The organism is Pedobacter sp. MR2016-19 (assembly GCF_014947265.1).
Lineage (GTDB): Bacteria > Bacteroidota > Bacteroidia > Sphingobacteriales > Sphingobacteriaceae > Pedobacter.
In genome coordinates, this window is record NZ_JADCNK010000014.1 from 38,687 (window position 1) to 61,313 (window position 22,627).

17 protein-coding genes and 1 tRNA gene are annotated in these 22,627 nt (G+C 39.7%); 5 read left to right on the top strand and 13 right to left on the bottom strand.

The features are described 5' to 3' along the window. Position 1: 1 nt before the first annotated feature. Both IM793_RS17120 and IM793_RS17125 read right to left on the bottom strand, forming a co-directional pair. Entirely contained in the window at positions 2-3,244 is a 3,243-nt protein-coding gene (locus IM793_RS17120; RefSeq protein WP_193423445.1) for a TonB-dependent receptor, read from the bottom strand. Positions 3,245-3,384: 140 nt separating this feature from the next. Next, positions 3,385-4,794, bottom strand: a complete 1,410-nt coding sequence (locus tag IM793_RS17125) for an alpha-L-fucosidase (RefSeq protein WP_132396423.1) — start codon at positions 4,792-4,794, stop codon at positions 3,385-3,387. 233 nt (positions 4,795-5,027) lie between these two features. Here IM793_RS17125 and IM793_RS17130 point away from each other — a divergent pair, with 233 nt between their 5' ends. Both IM793_RS17130 and IM793_RS17135 read left to right on the top strand, forming a co-directional pair. After that, the gene (locus IM793_RS17130) at positions 5,028-6,461 is read left to right on the top strand and encodes a sensor histidine kinase KdpD (RefSeq protein WP_193423447.1); all 1,434 of its coding nucleotides are present in this window, start codon (positions 5,028-5,030) and stop codon (positions 6,459-6,461) included. A gap of 11 nt (positions 6,462-6,472) precedes the next feature. Beyond that, positions 6,473-7,177, top strand: coding sequence for a response regulator transcription factor (locus tag IM793_RS17135; RefSeq protein WP_193423449.1), 705 nt, complete (start codon positions 6,473-6,475; stop codon positions 7,175-7,177). A 550-nt stretch (positions 7,178-7,727) separates the two neighbouring features. On the opposite strand, the gene IM793_RS17140 is transcribed toward IM793_RS17135, so the two are convergent. The 10 genes from IM793_RS17140 to IM793_RS17185 all read right to left on the bottom strand — a co-directional run bounded on the left by IM793_RS17140 (position 7,728) and on the right by IM793_RS17185 (position 19,220). Beyond that, positions 7,728-8,099 carry a PleD family two-component system response regulator gene (locus tag IM793_RS17140; protein ID WP_193423451.1) on the bottom strand — a complete coding sequence of 124 codons (372 nt, stop codon included), beginning with the start codon at positions 8,097-8,099 and terminating at the stop codon, positions 7,728-7,730. 129 nt (positions 8,100-8,228) lie between these two features. Next, positions 8,229-9,434 carry a sensor histidine kinase KdpD gene (locus IM793_RS17145; protein ID WP_193423453.1) on the bottom strand — a complete coding sequence of 402 codons (1,206 nt, stop codon included), beginning with the start codon at positions 9,432-9,434 and terminating at the stop codon, positions 8,229-8,231. Position 9,435: 1 nt separating this feature from the next. Then, complete coding sequence (locus IM793_RS17150; protein WP_193423456.1) at positions 9,436-10,443, bottom strand: SpoIIE family protein phosphatase; 1,008 nt, start codon at positions 10,441-10,443, stop codon at positions 9,436-9,438. Beyond that, the gene (locus IM793_RS17155; protein WP_227256298.1) at positions 10,436-10,852 is read right to left on the bottom strand and encodes an anti-sigma regulatory factor; all 417 of its coding nucleotides are present in this window, start codon (positions 10,850-10,852) and stop codon (positions 10,436-10,438) included. Before IM793_RS17155 ends, IM793_RS17150 begins: the two co-directional genes overlap by 8 nt. After that, entirely contained in the window at positions 10,830-11,213 is a 384-nt protein-coding gene (locus tag IM793_RS17160) for an STAS domain-containing protein (protein ID WP_227256299.1), read from the bottom strand. The genes IM793_RS17155 and IM793_RS17160 overlap by 23 nt, the downstream gene beginning before the upstream one ends. 26 nt (positions 11,214-11,239) lie before the next feature. Next, a complete protein-coding gene (locus IM793_RS17165) occupies positions 11,240-12,109 on the bottom strand; it encodes an STAS domain-containing protein (RefSeq protein ID WP_193423458.1) in 870 nt (289 codons plus the stop codon). Between the two features lie 526 nt (positions 12,110-12,635). Then, a complete protein-coding gene (locus tag IM793_RS17170; RefSeq protein WP_193423459.1) occupies positions 12,636-15,032 on the bottom strand; it encodes an outer membrane beta-barrel family protein in 2,397 nt (798 codons plus the stop codon). Between the two features lie 117 nt (positions 15,033-15,149). Next, positions 15,150-16,097: an energy transducer TonB gene (locus IM793_RS17175; RefSeq protein WP_193423461.1), complete on the bottom strand. Its 948-nt coding sequence runs from the start codon at positions 16,095-16,097 to the stop codon at positions 15,150-15,152. A 143-nt stretch (positions 16,098-16,240) separates the two neighbouring features. Next, entirely contained in the window at positions 16,241-16,609 is a 369-nt protein-coding gene (locus tag IM793_RS17180; protein WP_193423463.1) for a BlaI/MecI/CopY family transcriptional regulator, read from the bottom strand. Positions 16,610-16,844: 235 nt separating this feature from the next. After that, entirely contained in the window at positions 16,845-19,220 is a 2,376-nt protein-coding gene (locus IM793_RS17185; protein ID WP_193423465.1) for a TonB-dependent receptor domain-containing protein, read from the bottom strand. 109 nt (positions 19,221-19,329) lie between these two features. Between IM793_RS17185 and IM793_RS17190 the strand changes: the two genes are divergently transcribed. The 3 genes from IM793_RS17190 to IM793_RS17200 all read left to right on the top strand — a co-directional run bounded on the left by IM793_RS17190 (position 19,330) and on the right by IM793_RS17200 (position 22,437). After that, on the top strand, positions 19,330-21,003 hold the full coding sequence (locus tag IM793_RS17190; protein WP_227256300.1) for a histidine kinase: 1,674 nt from the start codon (positions 19,330-19,332) through the stop codon (positions 21,001-21,003). Continuing rightward, positions 21,000-21,755 (top strand): LytTR family DNA-binding domain-containing protein, encoded by a 756-nt coding sequence (locus IM793_RS17195; protein ID WP_193423467.1) that lies wholly within the window; start codon positions 21,000-21,002, stop codon positions 21,753-21,755. Before IM793_RS17190 ends, IM793_RS17195 begins: the two co-directional genes overlap by 4 nt. Before the next feature lie 340 nt (positions 21,756-22,095). After that, positions 22,096-22,437, top strand: coding sequence for a hypothetical protein (locus IM793_RS17200; protein WP_193423469.1), 342 nt, complete (start codon positions 22,096-22,098; stop codon positions 22,435-22,437). A gap of 106 nt (positions 22,438-22,543) precedes the next feature. Here the strand turns inward: IM793_RS17200 and IM793_RS17205 are convergent. Continuing rightward, a tRNA-His gene (locus tag IM793_RS17205) sits at positions 22,544-22,617 on the bottom strand. Between the last annotated feature and the right edge of the window lie 10 nt (positions 22,618-22,627).

Below are 22,627 nucleotides of genomic sequence, written 5' to 3' on the forward strand. Positions count from 1 at the left end.
CTTATAGATTTACGTTGATTCCGATGTTATATACCTTCTGGATCGGATAGCTGAAGCCATTTGAGGCCAGTTCCGGATCCCAGTCTTTGAACCTGCTCCAGGTGAGCGGATTTAAAGCATTGAAATAGATCCTGCAATTAGACAGAAATGCCTTTTTTGATAACTTATCAGGGAAAGTATAACCGATTTCTATCGACTTAAGTCTGATAAAAGCACCATCACGCATCCACCAAGAACTGGTTTGGAGGTTATTGCTGATCTCGGAAGAGGTGGTTCCCAAACGCGGATATTTGGCATATAAATCCTGATTTTCTTCTGTCCAGTGGCTATCGGCAAAGGGTTGAAGCACCTGCCTGTTAGATAGAAATGGACTAACCTCTGATGGATCAATAAAGAAACTCGTGCGGCCTACACCTTGAAAGAAAAGCGAAAGGTCGATCTTCTTGAATCCCATCGAAAGGCCTGCACCATAAACAATTTCAGGTGTGGAAGGAAGGCCGATAAATACCTGATCGGCTTCGGTAATCTTGCCATCATTGTTTACATCGGTATATTTGATATCTCCTCCTTTAGGTGCGGAGGCTCCGGCGCCAAAAAGCTGCGAAGGAGAAGCTGCCGCTTCCTGGTCATCAACAAAAAGGCGCTCGGCAATGTAGCCCCATCTTACGCCAATTTTCTGCCCGGAAAGTATCCTCCATGGCTCTTTATAAGCCGGCTGTTCATATTGTCCATATTTATTCTGCGAAAAGGTAAAGTTCATCCTCCCCGACATCCAGAATCCGCCTCTAAAGGTTTTGCTATAATCGGCAGAAAAATCGATTCCCCTCGAATCAGCAGTACCCAGGTTGGCACTTACGCCAGATTCTAAGCCCATGGTAGAAGGAATTGAAGCCCGCTCCATTAAAATATTGTAACGGTGCTGTTTGTAAACTTCTGCAATGATATTCAGGCTTTTGAAAAGACTAATTTCCAATCCAATATTCGTTTGTCTGGAGGTTTCCCATGTCACGGCATCGTTTGCATAATTGGTAATGCTTACCCCTGGTCTGATCACACCGTTTGCCTGACCAAAATAAGCAGGGTTACCGCCATCCAGGTTTACGTTAGAAAGATAGAAGAAACGCTGTGCGCCAATGGCATCGTTACCTACAAGGCCATAGCTTGCGCGTAGTTTAAGCTTACTCACAGCTTGTTTTAACCCTCCGTCCCAGAAAGCTTCATTGGAAATTACCCATGAACCGCCGATAGTTGGAAAGAAACCAAACCTGTTCTTTTCAGCAAAACGCTCTGATCCATTGTAGCCAAAGTTAAATTCGGCAAAATAACGGTTATCGTACCCATAACCCAACCTGCCTGACAGGCCAACATTGCGGTAGGGAAGCGAATATTGAAGGCTGGATAACTTGGTTGCCGGATCTATTGCATTGGCGTATAAACGTTGTTGCCTTGTTGCAATGAGTGTACCGCTAATGTTGTGTTTACTGCCGAGTTGCCTCGAGTAATCCAAAACGGCTTGCATGTACACAAATGTATTGATATCCTTAAACCCTGGCTCAAAGCTCAGATACTCTGAGGCCTGGCCCGGTTGGTTATTGATCCAGTTGAGGCTATATTGATTGCTGATCCTGTCATAGGAGGCTACATTGTAAAAAAAAGGTGAATATTTTCTGGTCAGGTCGAAATAAGAATACCGATTGGTGTTAAACATTCCTTTAAAAGACAACCCCTTGGTCAGGAAATTAAGGTCCTGGTTTAGTTCGAGCTGTGCGGACATCCTTGACCTCGAAAAAGACTTATATCCCTTCATCATATCTGCGTAAGGATTGGAATAACCAACTGTATTTCCGGTACCCTCTGTTGAGCTATTGCCAAAAAGAATATGCGTATCAATACCTGATGATGGATCTGCAGGATAAAATGCCGGAAACAATACCGGGCTGGTATGAAGTGCCTTTTTATAAAGGTCGGCAGAAAAGGAACCGTCATCAGTAATCGGCCCGTTATATTCATCAAAAGTTCCCGACAACCTCAGCACCACTTCTGTGGTAGGCGTAACATTAATGTTTACATTGGAACGGAGCTGGTAGTTTTCGAGTTTAACGTTATTGTTGAAGTTATTTACAGGGCTCACCTTCAATATTCCGTTATCGCGGTTATAAGAAGTACCGATATAATATCTTGCAACTTTTCCTCCACCGCTCACACTTCCGTTCAGCCGCTGGTTATTGGTACTGGTTTTAAACAATTCATCAATCCAATTAACAGCAGGGTAAACATACTTATTGCTCCCCGGCGCACCACTTAAAGTCTGCTCACGGTTGTAAATATCGTTCTGGCTATACCTTGGTACACCTAGTGGGTTCCGGGTTGTGATGGCTTCATTATACATCTTCATAAAAGTAATGGGATCGGCAATTTCAAGGTTTTGCGTAGCCTGCGAAATAGAGTTTTCGAAACGTACATTTACTTTCGCATTACCTTCAACACCTTCTTTAGTGGTCACCAAAATTACACCGTTGGCTCCTCTGGCACCATACAAAGCCGTGGCACTGGCATCTTTTAAGATGGAGAAACTCGCAATATCATCAACCTGTAGCCGCGCCAGATCGGTTGGCGTAAGCTCTACGTTATCTACCAGGATCAATGGATCTTGCTTGTAACCGAATGTAGTTACCCCACGGATAAAAAAAGTAGAATTATCTAATCCGGGCTGGCCGCTCCGCTGGTAGGCCACTACCCCGGCAATCTGCCCGGCCAAGGCATTGGTTAAATTGCTGGATGGGATCTTTAGCCTGGCAGGTGTAATACTGGTAACAGATCCCACCATGGCTTCTCTCCGCTCCTTCTTTCCAAAGGCGGTAACCACTACATCCGAAAGATTGTTATCATCCGAATGCAGTACGAGGTCTACCTTTAGCTTTAATGGATCAGCGATAAAAGTAGTTTGTCTGAAACCTACAGATGAGACCACTATAGTTGATTTAGCCGTAGCATTCAGGGAAAACTTACCATCGCCATCGGTGATGGTACCCATGCTGCTCTGGCCTTTAACCTGCAGACTTACCCCCGGAATTCCCAGGCCAAGTGAATCTTTAACAATACCGGTAATTTTAATTGTTGCGCCCTGTTGCGCATAAGTGGGACTGCCCAAAAGCAATAAACAGGCACTAAATACTGCGAACAGTACCCACAGGTTTCCCAGGTAAGGCAGATGCCTTACCTTAATAGTAAAATTTTGGTTCATAAAGTTTGGTTGGTTTTTATGTTTAGATTATTTCAAAAAATGTTTGTCGATATTACCTGGAGTAGTCAATTCCCATTGGTATTTGCCAAACAAGCGCTTTAATAGATTAGCCGGGCCAAAAATGACCCAGCTAATACATTTTATTTTCTTTCGTTAAATACGCCCAGTTCAGCAATAGCAGGCGGGCTGTCGAAATTGCTAATGTTTATCTTTATTTTTTCGCACCAGATGCGCTCGAACCTAAAAATACTCACCTTTTTCTCACCCTCATTTTTTGTAGCTAAATCATTCCACTTACCATTTGCATAGTACTGTAAACTGTAGGTAGCTTTTCTGTTATTACCCGCTGTAAGTACCACCATGTTACAGGGAACAGCTTTTTCGAAGTTCAGTTCATACCATGGCGATTTTACGGTGTGATTGGATGACCAGCTCGAACCGAAATCATCATCATTGGCAAAATCCATAATGTTCATATCATCACTCCAGCTGCTGTTACTTTTTACGTGTTTGGCAATGTTGCTCGAAATAATTGGTGCAGCATATGCCGGAATGCGTGGAAGATCTGCAGTTTTTTTATAGATCTGGCCCATTTCCTTAAGCGCAGCTAACGCGTTATCATCGATCAGACCATTTTTGCCCGGGGCCACATTTAATATAAAATTGCAGTATGCGCCATTATAAGGAATGATGAACTTGTTCACCAGTTCAGGTACATTTTTTACAGGAGTGGTAGGGAAAGAGGTTTTCCAGAACCAGTTGGCCTGCAAGGGCAGACAGGCAAGGGCCGGAAGTTTGTTGTTTTCTTTAGAAATAAACTGACCTGCACCTTGTTCGTATGATTTGATATCGGTATAAAATAGCGCCTGTGTAGGATATTTTGCTGCATTTAAATCCATTACCAAACAGTTTGGCTGTAATGATTTAATCAGGTAATAGATATCTTCAAAAGGTACCTGATCATAAGAAATCCTCGACCATGGCGCATCCCAACCATCAATAATCAGGGCGGTAATCTCGCCATAATTGGTGAGCAGTTCGGTAATCTGATCTTTGATCATTTTAACATTCGCTGGTGTAATCTGGTTCGGACGTATGCCATGATGGGTATCCAATATAGAATAGTACAACATTACCTTTAGTCCGTTTTTACGGAAAGCATCTGCATATTCCTTTACCACATCACGTTTTAGCGGTGTGTTCATCACATTGTAGGCCGTGGTTTTGGTATTCCAGATCGGAAATCCACTATGGTGTTTGGTAGTCAGGCAACCATAAGTCATATTAGCAGATTTTGCGGCTTTTGCCCACTGGTTGGCATCAAGCTTTGGCGACTGGAACAATGAAAGATCTGCATCAGGATCAGACCAGTCCTGATCCATAAAAGTTGGCATCCCATAATGGATAAACATGCCCAGCCCAAGGTCAACAAAATCCTGTTGAAGTTCAGGTAACGGTTTATTAGCCGATTTTTGTTGGGCCATTGCCGGGGAAATAGATATCGTTCCCGAAACGATAAGCAATAATGATAAAATCCTTTTAAAGGTCATTTCTCTTTTTTTGTTATGTGATTGGTGTTAGTTGTTTGAAGCATTACTGGATTACAGATACTTATTAATCCAAATCGATCAACATTGATCTGGTTTTCACTGAGATCTGCTTTTCATAATCCAAAGCTACATCCCGCATCAAAGAAATTTGTCGAACGAAAACGTAACAGAAACCTAACAAAAGCTTAACGGCATGGTATTTATGAAATAATACGGCTATTTTTAAAGGATAAATGAAAGATCGTATATATAAATCAGTAGTGTTGGTCAGTTTTCTGATTTTGCTTCTGGTACAGCTCAGGTTAACCTATAATTCTTACGTTCTTAGAGACAGGGATTATAGTTTAAAAGAAAAAACGTTAATTAACGACGAATATGGGCGCAGTATATCCGAAGATAAAGTTTTTAAAGGCGGAGGAAAGATCATCGATTCGATCCTTTCCAGAAATATGCCTGCGCTCAAACAAGCATACTTAAACAACAAGAAAGAATTTGTTAAACGCTCGCAAAGCGTGAGTAACACACTATTAAAAGACCTGCAAAAAGAAAGCACTATGGACAGTGTTTTCCGGTCGATTGTAAAAAATAATGGCTTGGATAGCAATTTACAGTACCTGCTTACCTTTCAGCAGATAGAAATCAATTTCGATCCCAAAATCGGGAATATCACTATATTCGACAACTATACCCGTACCGATTTTAAGGCAGATCAAAAAACACCTTACGGGGTGATCATTGATGGCACATTAACAGATCCGAATGTTCAGAACAGGGTAACTAACCTTTCTGTTAGTGGCAAACTGGTGTATGATTACAGAGTTACCTTTAATCTTTTTGTCGATCCTCCTGGCCGTACTTTAAAAGTAGCCTATCAGATGTTACCAACGTTTTTATTGGTTGCACTTTGCATCATTATAATCGTAGGTATTAATTACTATACCTATATCAGCTGGATGCGGCAGAAAAAGGAAACAGATATTAAATCTGATTTCCTGAACAGCATTAAACATGAATTTAACACCCCAATTACTACTATTTTAGTGGCAAGCAAAAGTCTGCATGAAGACGAGGTGCTCAATGACAGGACACGCGTAAGTGCACTCGTAAATATTGTAGAAAGACAGGCCAGGCGACTTCACTCCCACATTAACCAGATGCTGGAAATTTCGGATATCAACAACAACATCCATCTGGAAGAAACAGACCTTAACTATGCAATTCTTACTTTGGTTAACGACTATAAAATAAAAGTTCAGGCTCCAAACAGTATCACTTTTGATCCTCACAGTTCTGAAATACTGATTATGATGGATCCTTTTGTGTTTACCACGATGTTACAGAATATCCTCGACAACTCCTTTAAGCACAACCATAGCGATATAAAGATGACTATACTTTTTATCACCACTAATAAAGAGGGTTATATACTTCACATTAAAGACAATGGGAAAGGAATTGAAGACGCAATGAAAGAAAAAATATTCGATAAGTTCTTCCGTGCAGGCAAGGATAATACCGTTTCAGGCCTGGGGCTTGGCTTATATTACGTTAAACAATGTATTGATATTCATGGCTGGGCAATCAGCGTGAGAACAGAATTGGGAAAAGGCACCGAATTTCTGGTGCAGATCCCTAAGGAGCAGACCATAATTAGTACAAATCATTAATCAAATCATTTATGAGTTATGATATCGTAATAATTGAAGATGAAACAGACCTGGGCAATGTAATTTCAGAATACCTGAAATTGAGGGGATTTAGTGTCCTATGGTTCCAAACTGCTTCAGAAGCGTTGGCGCACTATAGCGCAAACCAGCTTGATAACAAATTGGTTATTGTGGATGTACAGTTACCTGACATGAATGGCTTTGACCTCGCCTCAGAGATGGTAAAAATCAACTCCAACCAACCTTTTTTCTTTCTAACGGCACATAACGAAAAACAGGACCGACTTCGCGGACTCAAGATTGGTGCAATAGATTATATTTCAAAACCATTCGAAATTGAGGAACTGGTACTTAGAATAGGAAATATCATCAATAAGTTTTCCAGCGCTCCAAACGTACAGGTCGCATCCAGTTCAGGATTTATCAACATAGGCGATATCAGGTATCAAAAGGATCAGCTTTTTTTACGGATGCCCGACAGCAAAGAGGTTTCCTTAACAGTTAGAGAAGCGGAAGTATTAGACCATTTGGCTGGCAATATTAATCAGGTTGTAAAAAAGAAAGATATCTTATTGGCTTTATGGGGAAACGACGATTATTTTAATGGAAAGAGCCTGGAGGTGTTCATTTCAAGGCTACGCAGGCTCTTTAAGGTTTCTGAACAAGTTAGTATAGAAAATGTATATGGATTGGGATACATTTTAAAAGTTAAATAATGAGATCAGTTATAAATTTAACACGTATGATATTGCCTCCAAAATAGTGAAACTAGACAAAATGCTCAAAAGAACCTGCCTATCATCAAAGACAATTTTTCCAAATACAATCTTGGGAACCATTCTATAAGTATATACCAATTTTGAGTCAATTATTCGAAAATCTACCGTTCGTACAATACAACTGCCCTGTACTGTTGCATGCAACCGATATTATTAAGATATGGGTAAGTGGCTCCTAGTTTTCTAAGATAAGAAACTCCGACGCCCTTTTAGTCGACCTAAAGACTGTTTATATGAATGATTGTTGAGTGTGTTATTTAGTGGGTTGGAGATCTAAGTGGGAAAATTGTATTTTTGGACTTCCGAGGAATTATGCAATTGCTTAGATACTAAAACCGTGTTTATCTGCAAGCTCATAAAACCAGGTTATCAGTAAATAGAATACCTGCTAGTGAAAAGAGCTAGCAAATATTAAATGCGCTACAATATTTAGTTTTATAAGGGATTAACCAAACTCAATTAATCCGAAATATTAAACTATTTTAAGTTACCTCACATTAGCCCGTGTCTGAATAGCAATCCTGTTAGAAAAATCAGCAATATCAAAAGGTTTACTTATAAAATCCTGTGCTGGACATGAACCGGCCAGTTGCTCCTGATTGTAGTTGGCCGACATCATGACCACCGGAACATTACTGGTCCGCTCATCTTCCTTTAATTTGCGGCAGATGTCGATACCGTTTCCATCGGGAAGCATAACATCCAGAATAAAGGTATCCGGAACCTGTAAAGAAAGTCCAATTAGAAAAGAAGAAACGTTCGCAAAAGCAGATACCCTGTAATCATCTTCCACAAGAAGCAATTCGAGAATTTCTCTTATTTCGTCATTGTCCTCAAGAATGTAAATCAATTTCTGCATACAATTAATTATTGATAAATCTAAAACGGTGAAATTAACAGCCAAGTTTGAAATTATTAAACTTACTAGCCAACACATTACATCGTTACTAATTTAGATTGTCTTGAAAATGCTTCATTTGAATCAAGCCTAACAGGCATCTTCAAGAAGAGGCATCGTGAAAATAAATTTCGATCCCTCATCTACAACGCTTTCAACCCAGATTTTCCCGCCGTGATCGGTCACTATTCTGGAGGTAATATATAGCCCCATTCCAAGTCCCGGATGAGATACAGTGACTTCATCCATGCGGTAGAACTTTTCAAAGATCCGTGCAATGCCTTCTTTTGACATGCCTATCCCGTGGTCAGCAATCTGGATGCTAACTGATTTTTTATCATCTGAAATGCTTGTTGAAACAGTGATGTGTGAGCCTTTCTCAGAATATTTTGAAGCGTTTCCAATAAGGTTTGTAATCACCTGCTCCAGACGAAGGGGATCTGCCATTGCGACACAGTCATCGCTCAACTGCAAATCGATGTTATTTTCGGAATGGACATTCGATAATATCGATATAGTTTCCCGCAAAAAAGAGTTTATATCTATCCGGACCAAATCATACTGCAATCTTCCGTTTTCCAGTTTAGACACATCCATTAGCTGGTAGGCAAGCAAGGAGAGTTTGTTCGTTTGAGTTTCAAGCTTTGATATCACGCTGCCTACCTTCTCCGAATATTGGTCTTTCAAAAGCATTAACATCTGAGTATAGGCTTTTATAATCGTGATGGGCGTTTTTAGTTCATGACTTGCAACCGAGATGAATTCCGTTTTGCGCTCATCAAGGTCCCTGGCAAACTGAATCTCTTTTTCCTGTTCAGCAGTAAGCTGGTTGAGCTGACTATTCTTGTTTTTTATTTCCTCATAGGAATTTAAAGGTGAGGATTTTTTAAAATAGGACTGCAATAAAGAAATTTTGCCCTCATCCAGTTTAAGTGAACGTGGCAGGCCGAGGCCCATTCGGACATGATAGGAATTTTCAGAAACCTCAAAATTAAAATCAGGCAAAAGCTTTTTCGCGTAAAAGAATCCTTCATCTGTCTCACGAAAGCTAAGATCGCTTTTAAAGCCAACTTCCGCATTAAGTGAATAACGCGGGAATTTCCCACAAATCACAATATTCAGCCTGCCATTATTGGTCAGGTCAATAACCGTTCTTACTACTTCCGATACGGCAGTGGCAAGTGTGGTACGCGTAGCAACAGTTAAGCCCAGCTGCTCGCCAACCTGCATGGTACGCTTGTGGGCGAGTATCAGATCCATTTCATTTTCGAGTGAAATCCCGATAATTTGTTTCATCTTAATGGATTTTTATAACTATTACAGACATATCATCTGTCTGCCTTGCATGGTCCTTATAAATAGCCGCTGCAAGTATCGAAGGATCATGATGGAGAACTCCAGGATATTTCGAGATTTCCCACCTGGTCTTTATTCCGTCTGAGCAAAGCACAAGCTGGTTATACTCCGATACAGAAAACTTCTGGTCATTCATGGTATTTGGAATGTTATGCCCCACGATTCCGTTATATGACATCTGGTTCTTCGAACCGGATGGGCAGATCCATTTCGAAGCAATATTGCCTATCCCGGCCGTTGACCATTCTCCCTTATCATTATCGAAAGTAGTCACATTGGCGACCATTCCCCTTGTTTTTTTTATTGAAGAGTGAACAAAGCGCAATGTTTCAACAGGGCTGGCATCAGGGAAGATTCGAAAGGCTTTCGCACCTTCGTTCACCGCCAGGTTCGCAGCAGGTCCATGACCTAGGCCGTCGCCAAGCATTACCTTGAAGCCTTTTGTGCTAATCTTAAAAGTAAATCCGTCTCCACTGGTATGCTCCCCAGGCTTGCTGACCACGATAGGACGAACCAGAAGTCCCTTTTTCTGCGAGGGCTTTGTACCAACATATATCCTGCTCAGCACAATTGTTCCCCACCCCACAATGGAATAAAGGTCAAAAGTGTCAGATAAACGCTTGATGCTTCCAAGTCCTGCCCCAAGAGTATTGCTGGTCGACATTCCATCCTGCATCATCCTGGATGGATTTCGCATCCCCGGGCCCTTATCGATAGAGATAAGTTCAACGTATGGCGTACCATTTTCGTTAAAAGTACCAAACAGGATTTCTCCGCCATCAGCATATTTGAAAAGGTTGCTCGTCATTTCTGCGGTAATGATATCCACCTCGGCAATCCGGGCCGCATCCATGCCTACATTAAGCAGCCGCTGGTGTATTTCCTTTTTTAACAAAGAAAAATAACTTCTATCGTCAGCCTGCAGGCTTATATGTGTCGCATCAACCATTTGCCCATTTTAAAATCATCACCACTGTTCCCTCCCCGGGCTTACTTTTAATATCGAATTCATTACTTAACCGCTTGGCGCCAGGAAGGCCAAGACCTAAACTTTTACCAGTGGAAAAGCCATCTTTCATTGCCGCTGCAATGTCAGGAATCCCTGGCCCCTTATCCTTAAAAGTTAAGCGTACCCCGTTATCTCTTCCACGTGTTACCACCTCAATCAGGCATTCGCCACCTCCGCCATATCGCAGCATATTTCTCAAAAGCTCACTTGCAGCGGTAATCAGCTTGGTTTGGTTGACCAGTCCCATTTTTATCTTTACGGCTACCTCCCGAACGCGGTTGCGCAATAGGACTACGTCCTGTTCTTTTTGAACCTGGATGTTGTCCTTACTCAGAGAAAGTATCATCATCCTGGTTTTCTTCCTCGTCCTGGATATCTGAACCGATCATAGATTTCAATAAGTTCATCCCCCTTTCAACATTCAATGCAGTATGTACACCCTTTAAAGGAAGTCCGAGTTCAATGAGGGTAATGGCAACAGCAGGCTGCATGCCAACGACTACTGTTTCAGCATCAAGGATCTTGGACATGCTGGCAATATTGCCAATAATGCGCCCCATAAATGAATCGACAATGGAAACAGCAGAGATGTCTATTAACACTCCTCTTGAACTTGTCTTGTTCACCATTTGAACCAAATCTGCCTCAAGGTCTAAAGCAAGCCTGTCATAAAGGTCAACCTGAATGGTTACAAGCAGGAAGTTTCCCATCCTCAGAATAGGAATTTTATCCATAGTTAAAAGTGATTAGGTTTACTGATTGAACCGGATTTTTTCACCTCTAGTCTCAAAATCTTGAAAGCATATGCCAATGCACTTGCAAGGGTTGCTTTTGTAATGATATTGGAAAGATCGATACCTAAATGAACGACTGTTTGTGCTATTTCTGGCCTTATGCCGCTGATGATACATTCAGCACCCATTAACCTGGTTGCACTAACTGTTTTGATTAAATGCTGAGCTACAAGGGAATCTACAGCGGGAACACCGGAAATATCCAGAATGGCAATACTTGAGCCGGTTTCCACTATTTCCTGAAGCAGATTTTCCATAACGATCTGAGTCCTTGAGCTGTCCAGTGTACCAATAATAGGAAGCGCTAATATTCCGTCCCAAACCCGGATAACAGGGGTAGAGATTTCGGCTATTTCATCAGTTTGTCTCAGGATAACCTCTTCTCTTCCTTTAATAAAAGTCTCAAAGGTCACAACACTTAAGTTGTCCATCACCCTATTGATTTTCAGGCTTTCTGAAAACAGCTGTTTTGGATCTGTTATCTCAGTCTGTAAAACTTCAAGAATAGCTTCTTTTAAACTGAAAACAAAACGGCCGGTCTCACGAGGAGAAAAGCCCTGCCTTGCCCTGGTTATGGCTATTCCGCCAAGGATTTCAATAACTGAATTCCAGCTATCACCGTCCATGTCATCCAAATCATCGTTTGAAAGATTTGTAATCAATGCGCCAACCAGCTCATCTGATTGGTCCCTGAGATCTTCATTGCTGATCAGGTCTTCGCGAAGCCCCTCATCAGTTAGTTGGTTCTTCATCCAAATCTCCAGGATGTTATTTTTTTGTTTTTGTAGCAATTTCAGCGTGTTAAATGACATTTTTCGATGAATAGTTAAGGTTGTTAGACTTCACGTTCCATTGAGGATTAGAGCGAAAGATAGCAATTATTGAGCAGTTTTTTTTTATTTTGTTGAATCTAAACTGTCCGAACTCAATACAAAAAATAAGACTATCCTGAATATCAGACCGATTGCAGAGCGCGCTATAAAAATTTAACGGATCTTGATTTATTTTATAAAAATTCCAGCGTTGAAGGGAAAAGATACCTATCCTCAACCTCCCCAACTTTTACGCTTGACAAATAGTTACCTGAAGAACAAAGAGTTAAAAACAAAAAAGGTTCAAATCTTTTCGAAATGAACCTTTAAAATTCTGGGTCGGTGGCGGTGCGTAATTCGAACCAATTTGTGGACGAATTAATTGAAATAGGTGATTTTTCGAAAATTTTGAAGAACTCAAAATAATCGAACAATCCCAAATGAACCTTATCCAGTTTGTGTGCTTTCTAAAAATTGGATTGATGAATTAATTAGCTTTTAAAGGATCTATAGAGATTATTACTTCTTAGTTCTCACTCAAAGCACTTCGTTTTCGTTCCTCTTCTGTACCATTGCTCTTCTTTGTGTTTTTTACCGTACCTCCAAAGCTGTAACTAAAATTCAGCTTCACCATCCTGGTTTCAAACTGGTTTCGCCACAACTGTTGCAGGGTACCGCTATTCTGGTTATATTCACTACGGTACGATTTAAAAATATCCATTGCATTTAGCTGAATAGATGCTCTTTTATTTAACAGCTGCTGACGAATACCTGCTGTAACATAAGTAAAAGCTCGGTTAGTAATTGTTCGATCTACACTTTTGCCACGATAATTGAGAAGAAACATCACAGAGAAATTTTTGCTAAGCAAGAAACTATTATACGAAGTTGCAGAAAGACTGGCTATTCCATCGCTCTCTAGCAAAGCCCCGTTAAATACCCCCTTAAATGAACGTTTGGATAAAATGACGTTGGAACTGGTATACCACCATGGCAATACCTGTTTGCCATACATTGCCTGAAGGGTAAAGTAATCTCCATAATCTGCATTTCCAGGGAGTGTTGATATGACACCATCTACCAAAGGAACGGAGATACTGGTAAAATCATCAACGCTGTGACTATAAGTTAGTCCAAAGAAAAATGCATTTTTATAACCATACCATAAATCGGCATTATAGGCAACCAAAGGTTTCAGTGCCGGATTTCCCTGTTGCAGGTTATTGCTGCTGATAATTCGCACCAGCGGATTTAGGCTTTCGTAGCCAGGGCGTTCTACCCTTTTGTTCATACCTAAGCTAAGGGTATGGTTTTTGATAAACTTATAGTCAAGATGTACAGACGGAAATGGCTGGAAATAGCTCCTTGTAAATCGATCCTTGCCAAACTCCTGTTCACCCTGTCCATTAGTATACTCGCCCCTTATTCCCAACTGATAGGAAAATTTCTCACCATTGCGAGCATAAGTTAAATAAAGTGCTGAAATACTTTCTTTGTAATCAAATAAATTGGTTTGCTGACTAGCAAAATCCTGATAAAAGTTAGTATTTATAGCATTAACATAGCTTGTTTTCATGCCCATTTCTAATTGTTGGCCTTTGCCTAAAGGATGTGTATAATCCATCTTTAAAGCATAAACATCGAATACACGGTCTTGACCAACCACGCTTGGCAGGTCTGATGCGGGACTGAACGTTACGGTTCGGTTATCCTGATCGTTATAATTGCCATAACGGTAATAATCTAAATCGATCGTCAAATCCCTTCCCAAGCTATCTATTTGATGTTGTAGACGAAGTCCGGATGAAAAATTAGTAGCACGAATATTAACCAGATTAATAAACTGCGATTGCGCAACACCATTATCGATATTGGCGGTGCTATTGCGACCAAAGGTCTGAAATCCAGGTTTAACCGAAGCAGACAGTGTAGTACGCTTCGAAAGATAAAAATCCACTCCTAAATTTGGCGTGTAATTCGCATTGGTCCTGATGCTTTTAATATCAGTAGTTGATTGACCCAATGCTATTCCCCTTGCATCAACAAAAGTGGAAGCAATGTAACTATCGTAGAAGTATTTGTTGTAATTATAATCTAGGTTAAGCAGCAGATTATAAGCTTTTCCTTTGTAGTTAAGGTTAAGACCCCCATTCGCTTTTCCAAATGTACCTTTCCCTCCTCCTGCATAAACATTTCCATTCAGCCCGGCTTTATAATTACGTTTACGAATAATATTGATGATTGCTCCATTCCCAGCAGCGTCATATTTTGCAGAGGGCTGGGCAATGAGTTCAACCTTTTGGATAGCAGACGACGAAATCCCTTTCAACATACCGGCCAGTGCCTCTGATGAAAGTGTAGTGGCTTTGCCATCAATATAGATCTGAACAGATTTACCGTTCAGGGTGATCCGGTCATCTGGGGTAACACTAACACCTGGCAATTGGTTCATCACTTCCATGATTGGTGCACCAGACCCTAGACCGTTCAAGTTCACGATTAACTTATCGGCTCTACGTTCTACAAATGGAAGCTTAGCAGAAATGCTCACAGCCGCAAGTTGAGTTTCCGATGCCTGAAGAACAATTGTCCCCAGTTCCCTTTCCTCGGCCAGCACAATGTCAAAAACCGCTGTAAGCCTTGTGGTGTAGCCCATCATCTTGACCTCTATAAGATAGGAGCCATTAGGAACCTGGAAACTAAAATCCCCCTTTTCATCAGCCAATAAAGCTTTGACCGTACTGGTATCTGTACCCTTTTTTAAAACCACTTGAGTAAAAGGGAGATCAGCAAGCTTTTCATCCACCACTTTGCCAGTAACCCTACCCAACTTTTGTTGGGCATTAACAGCCATGGTGTTGAAAAACAAAATAAAAACTAAACCATAATAAGAGCGGGAAGATTTAAGTAAAATAAAAAGCATAACGTTTGGATTAATTTGAACAATCCAAACATATAACTAATTTATTAGTCTAACAACTAATAAATTAGCCATAACAGCTAAATAATTAAATTATAATATATCTACCTGATTATCAGCCTAAAAATTTATCGCAATTTGATAAGCTGAACGTACTTTTTCTCCATTTTGCAATGCAGGTTTCCATTTTTGGCTAGATTTAATAACCCTTAACGCTTCTTTATCACTTTCTTCGTCTAAACTTTTTTCAACTTTTTCATTGCTAATTTCTCCGTTGGTTTGAACAACGAAACTCACAATCACCTTTCCATTTTTATTGGAGACTTTTTTCGCGTTACTGATAAGATATTTACTAAAAGCATCAAATCCACCAGGGAAACTTGCTGCCTGGTCAACTTTGTTATTGTTACCAGTAATACCTGAGGTATTAAAAGAACACAAAATTGCAATTAGAGGTAAGCATAAAACATACTTCCATAACCTGTAGCGGCTAGATTTTTTCCGTTGCAACATCTTTATTCTCGATTCGAGCAATGAGGCACTATAGAAAGTATTTGCCAATACTGGCCCCGCATTCAGGTTCTGTAGAAACAGCAACATCGCATATTGCTTTTTGCTTACTGTAAAGTTACATGCGTATTCATCAGCCAAATATTCGTGGATCAACTTCAGGCTTTTACGATAGGCATAGACAATGGGATTGAACCAAAAAAATACGCCTACTATTTCAACCAGCAGAAGATCGAATGTATGCAACTGTTTAACGTGTATATTTTCATGTGCATTAATTACGGCTAGATCAGAAAGCTTTCGGTCTATCACCTTTGTTTTCCAAAAAGAAAATGCATCCCCATCCTTGGGTAGCGTTATCTGTTTTTTTACACCCGCTATTTTAATGAATAATCGTGTTGCACCAAGCACAACTCCAACCCAATACACAAAGGTTACCCAATTAAATTCTTTCCCGATGTCATTTCCTAATTTCTCTACCCCAACAACCGCAAGTGTGTTAGTAACAATTTCGACCTTTGGCAATATGATTAACCAAGATAGGTCCAAGAATGGCATTAGCATCGATAAGCAAAGTGCAACAAGCAGATAAACCCTGTTAAAAACAAAAAAAGTTTCTCTCTTAAGCAACAGCATATAAAAGAGGTAAAATATAACCAGCGAAACGCTAGACCACAGAAAGTAATATTCAAGTCGCATAATTAATCTTTTATTTGATCTATCATTTTAAGCAACTGTTCGGCGTCTTTCATATCGATTTTCTTTTCCTTAACAAAAAAAGAGAACATATCTTGTACAGAATTAGAAAAATAACTCCCCAAAAACTTATCTGCCTCATGACGCATATATTCTTCTTTGCTAACTAAGGGAAAGTAGCGATGGGTTTTACCAAAAGCTTCATAGCCAATTATGCCCTTGCTCTCTAAAATCCTGATAATGGTTGAAACAGTGCTGTATGCAGGTTTTGGATCTGGGAGTTCACTTATAATTTCCTTTACGAATGCTTTTTCCAACGCCCAGAGTACCTGCATTAATTGGCTTTCAACTCTAGTTAAATCTTTGATATCCATAGCCTATTTATTTAATTTCAAATATCAGCTAAAAAATTAGTTACGACAACTAAAAATCCGATTTAAAATAAAAATGAGGGTATTGCAAAGGCAAAAAAAGACAAAATTGCTTACCGGCCAGAAGTATTTGCCGATGGAGATACGAAATTCATCTGATGGAGAAAGGTATTTATATGTTGAAGTGAAATAATTTTCAATTTCCAATCAAAAAGGTACACGCTGTTGATATTTTTTTTTAATTCCTGTTACCACTTTTAGCCTGCCTTACAGACTGATCTCCACTTAAATTCAGGCGATAAACAAAGGTTAATCTATATCTTGCTGCATTTGGACTCACAACCTGCGAAATAATAAACTCTCTCCCGGTAGTAGTTGTAGAAAATTTGCGCAGGTTAAAAAGGTTGCTCACATCAAATAACAGGCTTGCCTTATCCTTTAAAAAACTCTGGCCTACCCCCATGTCTATAGCATGCACCGATTTCAAATTACTTTGTGCGTTATTAACTGCACCGCTGAAATTGTAACGGGCTTGTACACTAAATTTACTCTGTAACTTCACCTGGGTGCCAAATCGAGAAGTAAAAGTATTACCCGAGTAACCAAAGTCCTGGCTTGCATAAATACCAGCCTGATTAAAATGATATACATTAAGCTCCATATTCATTTTCAGCCATTTATAAGGATTATAAAGTAACAAAAGCTCAGCACCGGAACGTTCTTCGAGCCTGATATTTATTGGCATTGATATAAAGAGACCGTCTTCCCGATAACTGTAATCGATGATTACGCCATTGTTATGCTGGTAATAGAAAGACGGATTGACGGTAAGTACGCCAATATGTCCCAGTAGTCCGAGTTCAAATACATTAGCATAAGATGGATTGAGATTAGGATTACCAATATATCGCGAATTGTAATCGGTCAATTCATTGAAAGGATAAAGGCTATTTAAATTCGGGCGATTAATGCGTCTACTATAACTCAGCTGCAATGAGGTACTCTTGCTAAGAGAATAGCCTAAATGTACCGTGGGAAAGAGTTTCAAATAATCTTTTTTGCTATCATAAAGCCCCCTGCTGTCCATTATATTCACTTCTGTATATTCGCTTCGAAGCCCTAACTGGTAAGAAAAATTCTTGATTTTGCTTCTGAACTGCATGTAGGCACTCCCAATAAATTCGTTATAAGCCACATCATTATCGATATCATCAATTATAAACCACACATTTGCGGTTTCGCTTTCCGCCAGAAAACCTGTACTTACTTTTCGATTTTCAGCTTTTATGCCGTATTCTACTGTCGAATTATTGCTTATCGGGATAACCATATCGCTTTGTGCTGCAAAATCTTTACTCGAGCCGATAGAATTCGTTCTGATTTCAGGCCTTTGCTGAAGAGACGGCAAGATCCTTTGGGTAGATAAATTCCAGTTTTTAGTACTGTTCCAGAAATCATATTGCATATCGACTGTTAACTTTTTACCAGGTTTTTTGAAAAGCTTTGTATAATTAAATTCCAGTTGGTTATAGTTTCTTCTTTCCCAGGATTCACCTAGGCGAATAAGGGAACTATCCTGCACTGAACTGAAATAATTATAAGCCAATTTAGTTTTATCATGGTCTTTGGTTGCATTAAGCAGGTAGGCCACGGTTATCGTGTTTAAGCTATCCGGCTGATAATCTGCTCCAAAATAAACCAGCCTACCATCATCATGACGGTTTTCATCTTGCCTCTGGTTTAGTCTTGAATTTATGCCATTCTGGATTACATTCTGATCCGTTTTATATAGACCAACATAATCAGAAAACCGCAATCCGATGGTAGAAAAAAGATTTAATTTATTCGACTTATAGTTTAAACTAGGTGAAAATCTAGTTTCGTTTGGAATCCCACCCACCAGTCTAACCTGTCCATTAAAACCACTTTTTTTATTCTTTTTAAGTACGATATTGATAATACCCGCCGAGCCAGATGCATCGTATTTAGAAGACGGATTGGCAATAACCTCTACTTTTTCGACCTGATCTGCCGGCAGTTGTTCTAATGCGGCTCCAGCGGTTAAGCCAGAACGTCGGCCGTTTATGAGTACCAAAACGCTGCTGTTACCCCTTAAGCTAACCGCGCCACCTGGCGCAACGCTGACCGAAGGAACGCCAGAAAGCAGCTCGGTCACCGAACCAGACTGAGAGAGAATATCTTTCCCTACTTCAAAAACTTTCTTATCCAGCGTGAGGCTTACGGCAGATTTCGTGGCGGTGATGGAAACTTCTTTTAACACCATCGGATCCGGTTCCATTAAAATGGTTCCCAAATCAAACTTGTTCTTATCCGTTTCTATAGGCTGGCTTATTTTACGGTACGACATAAAATTAAATTCGATGGTAATTTTTCCCTTTTGCATTATGCTAATCGAAAAATTTCCTTTTTCATCAGCCATACCCGATGCAATATTTTTCCCTTCCAGATCTAGTATAGCAATGCTTACAAAAGGTATTTCTATGTTTGAGCTTTTTTCTTTTACCTGACCGGAAAATACCCGTTCTTTCAACTGAGCAGAAGACTTTCCGCAAAAACAGATTAAGAGTGTGTAAATGATGGCGATTTGTTTCATATAGCAAGGTTAGTACTGCATCGCCGGATGTAAATAAAAAAACATGTGAACGGCTCTATATACTTTTAAAATGCACTTAGCCCGGTTATCTTTATATTACATTTGAAATATGAAACGCTTACTCCCATTCATCATTTTGGCTATTCTATTTTGTTCCTGTAAACAGCAAGTATTTTTTGAAGAACATGATCCGGTTTTTAAAACCGGGGATAATCCTACCTGGGCTGCGAAAAACTTAGACGAGCGGGATTGGTTAGCGGATCGCGGATTTACGGGTCGTCAGGTATTCTGGATCAGAGCACACGCAAAACTGCCAAGTGATATTCCTGGCGCACTGGGTATTCAGGTGAATGCTTTTGGTGGTTATGAAATTTACTGGGATGGTATTAAAATCGGGACGAATGGAAAGCCTGGCTCACCTGAGGCCCAGGAAATTCCTGGTACAGAAACCATGTATTACCCAATCCCTGACTCGCTATCGGTACCTGGAGCACATACGATAGCCATTCGAAGTACCCAATTTAATTATCCTGGATTGCAACGCGGCATGGGTTTCAAAATTGACACCTATGTTAACTTAATCAGAAAGCCTCTTTTTGTTTCTTCATTAATGTTTATAATGGCAGGCGCTTTTCTTGTGGCCTTCATTTATTATCTTCTACTATATTTCAATAGCCACAAGAGGCAATATCCGATATTGATATTTTCGGTTCTTTGTCTGCTATTTTTCTCGCTACTCATCTTGGAGTATCTAAAATTTTATATTGATATCCCCTACCCCGATTTTTTTATACGACTGGAGATTATAGGCTGGCTTACCTTTTCCATTTCTCTGCTCGTGCCCCTGTATTTCTGTATTCAGTTTGGGGTCAAAAGGAAGTACTTACTCCTGTCGCTCTTATTCAGCGTATTGTTGTTTATTTACTTCTATCATTATGGCCATTATGATATTACAGCATTTAATTATAGCCGTGTGATGTGGACAGTTATGTTACTTATTGCCATGGACGCCATTTACAGAAAAGAAAAAGGCAGTTTACTTGTTATGGCTGGTATTATTGCAGGTGCGATAATCAACTCCCAATTGTTTTACGATTTTGGTATATTCATATTTTACACCTTTATTCTACTCTCAATGTTGTATCTCCACACGATCAGAATGAGAAAAATTGAGCAGGAACATTCAGATGCTTTGCTGCTTTCATCCCGTTTACAACTCGAATTGATAAAAAAGAATATTCAGCCCCATTTTATTAAAAACACATTAACCTCATTAATGGACTGGGTGGAAGAATCGCCAAAAAAAGGGGCTGAATTTATTCAGGCGCTAGCAAGTGAATTTGATATTATGAATAGTATTGCTGAACAGAGCTTAATTCCGATCAAACAGGAAATTTCCTTGTGCCAGATGCATCTCAAAATTATGGGTTTTAGAAAAGAAATACTTTATATCTGGGAAGATGATGGAATTATCGAATCAGAAACTGTCCCTCCGGCAATTATTCATACTTTAATGGAAAATGGAATCACGCATAATATGCCTGATAAAAATGGAATGATAGGCTTTAGACTCTATTTTACTAAGGCGGCCGACTATCGCGAATATATATTTGAAACCCATGGTTATAACAGAGAAGAGCATCAAGGTCGGATTGGTGGAAATGGCTTTAAGTATATCAAAGCAAGGCTCGAAGAAAGTTATCCAGGTTGCTGGACATTCGAATCAAAAGCATCATCGCAAGGATGGGTTAGTAAAATTAAAATTACCAAAAAATTGAAATGAAGATACTGATTATAGAAGATGAAGCAAGGATTGCAAGGCGAGTTGAGCGGATGGCAGCACTTCATTTTGAAGGAAATGCACTAATAAGCATTTGCGATTCGTTTAAAAAAGGAATGGATTTTCTGGACAGGGAAACAATCGATATTTTATTGCTCGATCTTAATCTTAACGGAAGAGATGGTTTCGAGTTATTGCAATCCGTTACCTCCAGATCTTTTCAAACGATAGTTGTTTCTGCAAATACGGAAAATGCAATGCGGGCTTTTGAGCTTGGTGTATTGGATTTTGTAGCAAAGCCTTTCGATCAAGACCGCCTGTCTCTTGCCCTAAGTAGAGCAACAACGATTAAAAAAGAACTAAATGGCGCACTACGATTTCTAACGGTAAGAAAGAATGGTGGTGTTCGGCTGATTGAACTTACCAAACTCAGTTATATTAAAGGTGCAGGAATTTATAGTGAATTACATTTATTGGATGGAAGCAGCGTACTTCATGATAAAGGCCTCGATTCATTGGAAAAAATTCTCCCATCAGATTTCGAACGTATTCACAAGTCCTATATTATCCCAATCGGGCAAACAGATAATATCCTGATTGCTTCTGGCAGCAAATATTTATTGCAACTAAAAACCGGAGAAAACCTACCTATTGGGAGATCAAGATATAAAGATTTTAGAAAGCGTTTAACTTTAACTGACCATGACGTTGCTGCAGGTTCTTCCGAAGCTATAAGATCCCCAGACTATAAATGAACAAATTGACAGACAAAACCCACTCTGCTCATATTTGTAAGGGTACCTGGCCCCGTCCCTAAAGATGACCATAACCAATTGTTTTACCCTATAAAAATACCACTATATATGATTCAATGATCGTTAAGCTAAGTATTAGTTTGTAGCAATTCTGCGAAAACAGCTTCCGTTAATATCTTGAAAACTCTTTGATATGATACCTTTGCGTGACCATCATACACACTTTATTACTGATAGGTTCTTTTGTAGCTTTAAGCTCTTCAACAATTTCAGCACGATCGTACAAACGCTCTAAACGACTAATATCTTCTGGAAAAGTATTGATTCTTTCGATCAACAAATGAAGAATAAAAAGAAAGATCGTAAAACGTTGATAGATAAAATTGCTGCGCTCAATGCAAGAATAGAAATGTCAAGAGAAAGGATGTTGGATGATCAAATCGAGCCATCTGAATTTCGCAAGATCAAGGGAGAGACAAATCTTGAGATTGAGACCTTAGAAACAGAACTTTTTAGTATCGAGCCAGAAAAAAACACCTTCGCCTCTGTAAAACGTACTATTGAACAAGCCTTTGAATGCCTAAAAAATATTGACAAATATTATGACTTAGCAAGATTAGAAATGAAAAAAGAGATCATAAGTACCATTTTTCAGCAAAAATTGCACTCTCTGAAGGCATAGATCGACAGGTCGACAAATGCATTTGAGCGTATATATCTGATAAAAAAGAAATTAGAAGGCAAGAAAAAGGGGCAAAAGATTATTAAAAATCTCTTGCCCCGTTAAGGGTGGCTGATGGGGCTCGAACCCACGACCCTCGGCACCACAAACCAATACTCTAACCAACTGAGCTACAACCACCGTGTTTTTG

What these genes read in the sequence shown, in the direction of transcription:
- IM793_RS17120 (WP_193423445.1), bottom strand. Translation starts at nt 3,244, where the DNA reads ATGAACCAAAATTTTACTATTAAGGTAAGGCATCTGCCTTACCTGGGA.
- IM793_RS17125 (WP_132396423.1), bottom strand. Translation starts at nt 4,794, where the DNA reads ATGACCTTTAAAAGGATTTTATCATTATTGCTTATCGTTTCGGGAACG.
- IM793_RS17130 (WP_193423447.1), top strand. Translation starts at nt 5,028, where the DNA reads ATGAAAGATCGTATATATAAATCAGTAGTGTTGGTCAGTTTTCTGATT.
- IM793_RS17135 (WP_193423449.1), top strand. Translation starts at nt 6,473, where the DNA reads ATGAGTTATGATATCGTAATAATTGAAGATGAAACAGACCTGGGCAAT.
- IM793_RS17140 (WP_193423451.1), bottom strand. Translation starts at nt 8,099, where the DNA reads ATGCAGAAATTGATTTACATTCTTGAGGACAATGACGAAATAAGAGAA.
- IM793_RS17145 (WP_193423453.1), bottom strand. Translation starts at nt 9,434, where the DNA reads ATGAAACAAATTATCGGGATTTCACTCGAAAATGAAATGGATCTGATA.
- IM793_RS17150 (WP_193423456.1), bottom strand. Translation starts at nt 10,443, where the DNA reads ATGGTTGATGCGACACATATAAGCCTGCAGGCTGACGATAGAAGTTAT.
- IM793_RS17155 (WP_227256298.1), bottom strand. Translation starts at nt 10,852, where the DNA reads ATGATGATACTTTCTCTGAGTAAGGACAACATCCAGGTTCAAAAAGAA.
- IM793_RS17160 (WP_227256299.1), bottom strand. Translation starts at nt 11,213, where the DNA reads ATGGGAAACTTCCTGCTTGTAACCATTCAGGTTGACCTTTATGACAGG.
- IM793_RS17165 (WP_193423458.1), bottom strand. Translation starts at nt 12,109, where the DNA reads ATGTCATTTAACACGCTGAAATTGCTACAAAAACAAAAAAATAACATC.
- IM793_RS17170 (WP_193423459.1), bottom strand. Translation starts at nt 15,032, where the DNA reads ATGCTTTTTATTTTACTTAAATCTTCCCGCTCTTATTATGGTTTAGTT.
- IM793_RS17175 (WP_193423461.1), bottom strand. Translation starts at nt 16,097, where the DNA reads ATGCCATTCTTGGACCTATCTTGGTTAATCATATTGCCAAAGGTCGAA.
- IM793_RS17180 (WP_193423463.1), bottom strand. Translation starts at nt 16,609, where the DNA reads ATGGATATCAAAGATTTAACTAGAGTTGAAAGCCAATTAATGCAGGTA.
- IM793_RS17185 (WP_193423465.1), bottom strand. Translation starts at nt 19,220, where the DNA reads ATGAAACAAATCGCCATCATTTACACACTCTTAATCTGTTTTTGCGGA.
- IM793_RS17190 (WP_227256300.1), top strand. Translation starts at nt 19,330, where the DNA reads ATGAAACGCTTACTCCCATTCATCATTTTGGCTATTCTATTTTGTTCC.
- IM793_RS17195 (WP_193423467.1), top strand. Translation starts at nt 21,000, where the DNA reads ATGAAGATACTGATTATAGAAGATGAAGCAAGGATTGCAAGGCGAGTT.
- IM793_RS17200 (WP_193423469.1), top strand. Translation starts at nt 22,096, where the DNA reads ATGAAGAATAAAAAGAAAGATCGTAAAACGTTGATAGATAAAATTGCT.